This window comes from Bradyrhizobium sp. WSM4873, assembly GCF_055811355.1.
The window spans coordinates 89,666-96,495 of the sequence record NZ_JBVVPS010000031.1 but is presented as its reverse complement, the minus strand read 5'-3'; the positions used below and the strand labels follow the sequence as shown (position 1 = coordinate 96,495).

Here is a 6,830-nt window from a genome sequence, read left to right as displayed (position 1 = left end):
AGAAGCAGGTTCCCGGCGAGAGGATGCCGCAAAAAGGGATTGACTAACCAAGGCCCGTTACAGAAGCCCGGATGGAGTGCAGCGTAGTCCGGGGGAGTCTTCCCGCGAGGTGAGAACCCGGATTGCGCTGCGCTCCATCCAGGCTACGCACCTTTGGTGCCGCTCACGCGTTGCGCGCCATCAGGCCGCCGTCGACCGGAATCACCGCGCCGGTGAGGAAGGACGCTGCCGGCAGGCACAGGCTCAGCGTCATGTGCGCGACTTCCTCGGGATCGCCGTAGCGGCCCAGTGCAGTGCGGCGCTTGGCATAGATGGTCTTGTGCTCTTCCGAGATCCGGTCGGTGATGGCGGTGCGGACCGGCCCCGGGCAGATGCAATTGACGGTGATGCCTTCGCGGCCGAGCTCCACCGCAAGCGAGCGGGTGAGGCTGGCGACGCCGCCCTTCGCCGCCGAATAGGGGCTGTGCAACGCGGTGGCGCCGAGCGCCTCGGTCGAGGCGATGTTGACGATGCGCGGGCTCTTCGACTTGCGCAAGTGAGGCAGCGCGGCGCGGATGATGCGCGGATGCGCCGTCAGCATCACGGCGAGGCCCTTGGCCCAGGCGTCCTCATAGGCTTCGTCGTCGATCGCGACGCGCACGGAGATGCCGGCATTGTTGACGATGATGTCGAGCCCGCTGAAATGGGTCGCGACGTCGCCGACCACGCGCTTGATCTCATCGCCGTCGGCAACGTCGAGCTTCCAGGCTTTCGCGGCTCCGCCGCTTGCCGCGACCTCCTTCGCCACGGCCAGCGCGCCCTGCTCGTCATAGTCGGTGACGGCAACGTTTGCGCCGTCAGCGGCGAACACGCGGGCCGTTGCACGCCCCATGCCGCTGGCCGCGCCGGTGACGAGAACGGTCAGGCCCTTCACGGACCGGCTGAGCTGCTTGAAATCGGACATGGTCTTTCCTCGTGCCCTGCTTGTTCTTGCTGTGATTGACAAGGCTGTCATCGATCCGCAGACAGGTCAAACAAGCAAGACAATCGGGGAGGCCAGCGATGACGAACGAGCTCGATTTCTCAGGCAAGCAGGTGCTGGTCGTCGGCGGATCCAGCGGCATCGGCAACGGTATCGCGCAAGCCTTTCGTGTCAGGGGCGCGCAAGTTGCGGTCTGCGGCACGCGTGCTCACGCGAAGGAATATTCAGCTGAGGAGGGCTCGGATCTCACCGGTCTCTCCTACGCGCAACTCGACGTCGGCAATGCCGGCGCGGTCGAAGCGTTCAAGCCGTCGTTCGATCGGCTCGATATCCTGGTGCTCGCACAGGGCGCGGTGCTCTATCGCCGCGGCGAGTTCGAGATGGCCGGCTTTCGCAAGGTCGTCGAGGTCAACCTGATGAGCCTGATGGCCTGCGCCACGCGCTTTCATTCCATGTTGCGGGACTCACGGGGATCGCTGATCATGGTGTCCTCGACCGCGGCCTATCACTCCACCATGGGCAATCCTGCTTACAACGCGTCGAAGACCGGCGCGGTCGGATTGACACGGACGCTGGGCGAGGCCTGGGCCGAAGACGGCATCCGCGTCAACGGCATCGCGCCCGGTCTGGTCGACACCAAGATGACGAAGGTGACGACCGACAATCCCAAGCGGCTCGAAGGTGCACTTTCACGCATTCCGCTGCGGCGATTGGGCACGCCGGCTGACATGGCGGGCGCGGCGCTGTTCCTGGCATCACCGCTGTCGTCCTACATCATCGGGCAGACACTGGTCGTCGACGGCGGGCTTATTCTTTGAGTCCAATTTCAAGTCTGATGGAACTGCGCCGCTCCTGATCGGTTACTTGGGCTGACCCCCGAGGAGGAGCATCATGGATAAGGATCGGATTGTCGGATCGGCCAAGGAATTCGCCGGACGCGCGGAAGGCGCCATGGGAGATATGGCCAGCGATACGCAGACACAGGCGTCCGGCAAGGCACGTGAAGCCGCCGGCACCGTGCAGAATCTCTACGGCCAGGCCAAGGACGCCGTACGTGACGCCACGGACACCGCGGCCAGCTATGCCAAGGACGCTTACGACAAGCCGGCCGAAACCTTGCGCGACGGCTCGCAGGCGATTGCCCAGAAGGTGCAGGACAACCCGATGGCCGCGCTGCTGGTCGCCGGCGGCATCGGCTTCGCGCTCGCGCTGCTGATGGCGCGGCCCGCCCGCCGTCCGCCGCCACGCTGGCGCTATTACGGCTAAGCCAACGCGCGATAAGCATCAGGCCCCGGAGGCAGTGCGGCGTGTACGCCGCGTTGCCGAGCCGGGGCCTTTTTTATGGATGTTGCGACGGCTATGTCCGCTCTGCGGCTGCGCCGCGTCCGGGACATGAGATCAACTAGCGGAACACTTCCGCCGATCGCCCGACATTGCCAGGCGGACGCGGGATCGCGGGGTTGGGATTCGGATTGCGCGGCGCCGGCGCCAATTGACGCGGCGGGGGCGGCGGCGAACCAAAGCCGAAGAAATCGCGCATCGATGGCGCGGCCTGTGCCGGTTGCTGCGGCGCCGGTGGCTTCTTCGGCGCAAGCTTTGGCGGCGCGATGGCTGCGGCCGCACCCGGCGTACCGCCATCGGGTGTCGTCGTGGCGACCGGCGTATCGCCCTTGGCCTGCTCGCGGCCGACTTCGCGGCGCGGCCAGGCATAATCGTCGGCGCGGCCGGCGGGCGCGGCCAGTGGCTCGCCCTTCACCATCGTTTTCGCAGCGAGCGCATCGACGGCGGCAGGACGCGAGCCCGGCCCACCCAGCAATTGATCGGTCGAGATCGAGGCCGCGACCAGCGGCACGATCGGGCCGGCCAGCGGCCGCGGAGCAGGCTTGCCGGGTTCGGCACTGGTGTCGGGGGTCGCCGGTTCGCTCGGCAGCGCGATCGGGCCGGAGCGCCCGGCGAGCAGGCGCGTGATCTCGCGCTCGACATAATGCGCGAGCTTGCGCGCGCCGGGTTTCGTGAAATAGACGCCGTCACCACTGCGGAGCTGACGAATCTGGCCTTCGAAGTCGGGGCCCTTCTGCAGGAAGCGGCCGGCTTCGTCGACAAAGCCGTCCCAGACGTCGACATAGGTGATGCCGGCCTTGGCCGCGCCTTCGCGATAGAGCGAATCCAGGAAAAGCATGTCCGCGGTGCCCTTGGGACCGCGGATGGCGGGCAGGCCGACCCAGAGCACCGGCACGCCCTTGGACTTGAGGACATTGGCGAGCTCCTCGATCTTCTTGCCGTAGAGCTCGACCCAGCGCTCGTCGCGGAATTCGTAGAGGCCGTTCGGGTTGCGCGCGGTCTTCTCGGGCACGGCGACCGCCGGTGCGTCAGCGTTGTCGGCATCATCCTGCGGCAGGTCGGCATCGGCCGGCTTGTCGTCAGGCTTCGCCGCGGTGTCGCCGGGCTTGGCATCGCCGGGCTTGGCCGGTGGTTTGCTGCGCGCGCCCTTGTCGTTCTTCTTGTCCTTGTCCGTCGCCTTGTCCGATTTGTCAGGTGCTGCCGCCTCGCGGATCGCGATGCGGTCGTTGAGGCCGAGCATCACCACGATCACGTCGGGCTTCTCGGTCTCGAGAATGCCCTTGGCAGCAGCGGTCCAGTCGGAGGGTTCACCCTTGGGCTGGTACTTGATCAGGCCGGACGTGGTCTTGTGCTTGCGGATCACGCCCATGTCGGGCTGCTCGGTGTAGGCGTCTTCCAGGCCGTAGGCGAGCCAGTCGGCCATGGCATCGCCGATCACCAGCACGTTCCTGTCGGGAATGGTGTCGCGCTTGGCCGGCGCCGGTGCGCGCGAAAAGTCCTGACGCGGCGCTTGCGGCTGTTGCTGCTGGAATGGCGCGAAGAAGTCGCCTCCGAACCATCCGCCGCCTCCGCCTCCGCCGTTCCGCGGTGGCGGCGGAGCCGAGCGCTGCGGCGGGCCGCCGAAGCCGGGGAAGTTGAAGAACTGCGCCGAGGCGGGTCCCGCAACCGAGACTAGCATCGCAAGCGCCGTCCCCAGCGCGATCAGCGGGCCGGTCTCGGTCAGCACCTTGAGCAGGGACTTCTTCGACATGCGATCTCGGCACGGGCAATAGGGATCGGGACAGGCTCGATATAATAGCGGAATCGGGCGCCAAACGGGCAGATTCTCTTTTCAGATTCTCTCAGATCCTGGCCCATACACGGCGAACCGCCGCCCCGGTCAAGGTTGCCGGGCAAAATCCCTGTTCAGGGTTACTTTCGGCGCGATTTTACCGCCCGCGCAGCCGGTTCAGAGCGTCGGAGGAGGCAAATCCGTCCGCGGGCACCCCGATCGAGGCCTGGAAATTGCGCAGGGCCTCCCGGGTCTGGCCGCCGAACTGGCCGTCGGGGGTGCCCTTGTAGAAGCCGCGCTGGGCCAGCAACTGCTGCAGTTCCAGCCGCTCGGTCCGGGACAGCTCGCGTTCCTGCCGCGGCCAGGGCTGCACGAAGGGCTGGCCTCCGCGGAGGCGATCGGCGAAATGGCCGATCGCCAGCGCATAAGCCTCGGCCGGGTTGTACTTCATGATCACCCGGAAGTTCTGCAGCATCAGGAAGCCCGGTCCTTGCGCGCCGGCCGGCGCCAGCAGATAGGCCTTCTCGGCCTGATGCGGGAAGGGTTGGTTGGTCGGACGCTTGAGGCCGAGCTTTTCCCACTGCGCGACGGTCATCGCCTTGGCACGATCGGCCAGCATGTAGTTGAAGCCCTGGGGCACCACGACCTCGTAGCCCCAGGTCTGGCCGGCCTGCCAGCCGTCCTTCTTCAGATTGTTGGCGGTCGACGCAATCAGGTCGGAGGGATTGTCGACGACGTCGCGCCGTCCGTCGCCGTCGCCGTCCACGGCGAAGCGCTTGAACGCGGTCGGCATGAACTGCGTCGGGCCGAAGGCGCCGGCCCAGGAGCCGCGCAATTGTTCGGGCCTGAGATCGCCGCGGTTGAGGATCTCCAGCGCCGAGAGGAATTCGTCCTTGAAGTAAGCCTGCCGGCGCCCGATGCAGGCGAGCGTCGCGGTCGATTGCAGCACGCTGCGGTCGCCCATCTGAGTCGAGTAGTTGGATTCGATGCCCCAGATCGAGGCGATGATATAACGATCGACGCCGGTGGCTTTTTCAGTGGCGTCGAACTGCGCTTTGTATTTGGCCAGGACCTCGCGGCCCTTGGTGAGGCGGTTGTCGTTCACGAGGATGTCGAGATAATCCCAGATCGACTTGGTGAACTCGGGCTGCGAGTCCATGAGGTCCATGATGCGCAAATCGGGCGCGAGGCCTGCCGTGAAACGCTGGAAATTTTCCTGCGTGATGCCGCGCCGTGCGGCATCGGGCCACATCCCTGCGACGCAATTGTTGAAGTTGCCGGCGGCCTCCCGGATCGCGGCGGCTGTCATCAGCGGATGGCCGGAGGCGCCGTCCTCGCCGGTCCAGGGTTGAACTCCCGTTGGAGCGCCGCTGGGCCCGGGCGCTGCTTGCGAAGGCGCCGCGTTCGGGCCGGAGAAAATACCGCCGAACAGATTTGACAGACCGTTCTGAGCCTGCGCGCCGGCGGGAAGCGGGAACAGCAGGGTGGCCGCAATCATCGTCGCACCGGTCACGGACCCGCCTCGTTTTGCCAGCCCTGCCATTGATTGCATCATGTCCACACCTGTCCGGCCAAAATCCGCCCTCAGGAGGCCTGGTTACGGTTGCCAACAGCTTAACAAAGGTGAAATTTTGATGGTGGCCTTTTTCTTAACTCTGTGAGGATGAGGCCCCACATCCGCCTTTGTTGGCGGCTGCAAACAAGCTAGCAAGTGCCATTGCTCCCTTCACGTGTTCCTCAGGTATTCGATCAATCCCATGAAAATCCGCAAAGCCGTATTTCCCGTTGCCGGCCTCGGCACCCGCGTCCTGCCCGCCACCAAGGCGATGCCGAAGGAAATGCTGACGATCGTCGACAAGCCGCTGATCCAGTACGTCTATGACGAAGCCAGGGAAGCCGGCATCGAGCACTTCATCTTCGTCACCGGCCGCAACAAAAGTGTCATCGAAGATCATTTCGACCGGATGTTCGAGCTCGATGCGACGCTGGCCGCGCGCGGCAAGAAGACCGAGCAGGACGTTCTGGCGCAGAACCAGCCCGAAGCCGGCGCCGTCAGCTTCACCCGCCAGCAGGCGCCGCTTGGCCTCGGTCACGCGGTCTGGTGCGCGCGCGACATCGTCGGCAACGAGCCGTTCGCGGTCGTGCTGCCCGACGAACTCGTGCTCAATTCGCCCGGCTGCCTGAAGCAGATGATCGACACCGCCAGCAAGCTCGGCGAGAAATCCAACGTCATCGCGGTCGAGGCGGTGCCCGACCATCTCACCCATCAATACGGCATCTGCGGCGTCGGCAAACGCACCGGCAAGATGTTCGAGGTCGACGGCATGGTCGAGAAGCCGGCCAAGGGCACCGCGCCGTCCAACCTTTCGATCACCGGCCGCTACATCCTGCAGCCGGAAATCTTCAAGATCCTGGAGACCCAGGAGCGCGGCGCCGGCGGCGAGATCCAGCTCACCGACGCCATGATCGGCCTCGCCAGATCGCAAAAATTCTACGGCGTCGAGTTCGAGGGCGAGCGCCACGATTGCGGCTCCAAGCCCGGCTTCCTCCGCGCCAACATCGCCTACGGCCTGAAGCGGCCGGAGCTGCGTGACGGTTTGATCGCGGAGATGAAGAAGTACCTGGGACAGTAGTCTCCGTCGTCCCGGCCTAGTGCGCAATTGCGCACGGGGGGGGGGGGGGGGCCCGGGGGTTTTGGGGGGGGCCCCCCGCCAAAACCCGAGGAAAAAAACACCCCCCCACCGGGGGGGGGGGTGG

6 protein-coding genes are annotated in these 6,830 nt (G+C 65.6%); 3 read left to right on the top strand and 3 right to left on the bottom strand.

The annotated features are described in order from the left end of the window. Positions 1-163: 163 nt before the first annotated feature. The gene (locus AC0L21_RS30645; RefSeq protein WP_473265405.1) at positions 164-943 is read right to left on the bottom strand and encodes an SDR family NAD(P)-dependent oxidoreductase; all 780 of its coding nucleotides are present in this window, start codon (positions 941-943) and stop codon (positions 164-166) included. 98 nt (positions 944-1,041) lie between these two features. On the opposite strand from AC0L21_RS30645, the gene AC0L21_RS30640 reads away from it, so the two are divergent. Both AC0L21_RS30640 and AC0L21_RS30635 read left to right on the top strand, forming a co-directional pair. Then, positions 1,042-1,779 carry an SDR family NAD(P)-dependent oxidoreductase gene (locus AC0L21_RS30640; protein WP_247406320.1) on the top strand — a complete coding sequence of 246 codons (738 nt, stop codon included), beginning with the start codon at positions 1,042-1,044 and terminating at the stop codon, positions 1,777-1,779. A gap of 73 nt (positions 1,780-1,852) precedes the next feature. Next, complete coding sequence (locus AC0L21_RS30635; protein WP_473265401.1) at positions 1,853-2,227, top strand: CsbD family protein; 375 nt, start codon at positions 1,853-1,855, stop codon at positions 2,225-2,227. Between the two features lie 136 nt (positions 2,228-2,363). Here AC0L21_RS30635 and AC0L21_RS30630 read toward each other — a convergent pair whose 3' ends face one another. Both AC0L21_RS30630 and AC0L21_RS30625 read right to left on the bottom strand, forming a co-directional pair. Then, a complete protein-coding gene (locus AC0L21_RS30630; RefSeq protein WP_473265399.1) occupies positions 2,364-4,052 on the bottom strand; it encodes an SGNH/GDSL hydrolase family protein in 1,689 nt (562 codons plus the stop codon). A 178-nt stretch (positions 4,053-4,230) separates the two neighbouring features. Then, positions 4,231-5,628, bottom strand: coding sequence for a lytic murein transglycosylase (locus AC0L21_RS30625; protein ID WP_473265396.1), 1,398 nt, complete (start codon positions 5,626-5,628; stop codon positions 4,231-4,233). Positions 5,629-5,830: 202 nt separating this feature from the next. Here AC0L21_RS30625 and AC0L21_RS30620 point away from each other — a divergent pair, with 202 nt between their 5' ends. After that, a complete protein-coding gene (locus AC0L21_RS30620) occupies positions 5,831-6,706 on the top strand; it encodes a UTP--glucose-1-phosphate uridylyltransferase (RefSeq protein WP_027515491.1) in 876 nt (291 codons plus the stop codon). Positions 6,707-6,830 lie beyond the last annotated feature (124 nt).

Excerpts from the sequence above, each read along its gene's own strand:
- AC0L21_RS30645 (WP_473265405.1), bottom strand. The coding sequence starts at position 943 with ATGTCCGATTTCAAGCAGCTCAGCCGGTCCGTGAAGGGCCTGACCGTT.
- AC0L21_RS30640 (WP_247406320.1), top strand. The coding sequence starts at position 1,042 with ATGACGAACGAGCTCGATTTCTCAGGCAAGCAGGTGCTGGTCGTCGGC.
- AC0L21_RS30635 (WP_473265401.1), top strand. The coding sequence starts at position 1,853 with ATGGATAAGGATCGGATTGTCGGATCGGCCAAGGAATTCGCCGGACGC.
- AC0L21_RS30630 (WP_473265399.1), bottom strand. The coding sequence starts at position 4,052 with ATGTCGAAGAAGTCCCTGCTCAAGGTGCTGACCGAGACCGGCCCGCTG.
- AC0L21_RS30625 (WP_473265396.1), bottom strand. The coding sequence starts at position 5,628 with ATGATGCAATCAATGGCAGGGCTGGCAAAACGAGGCGGGTCCGTGACC.
- AC0L21_RS30620 (WP_027515491.1), top strand. The coding sequence starts at position 5,831 with ATGAAAATCCGCAAAGCCGTATTTCCCGTTGCCGGCCTCGGCACCCGC.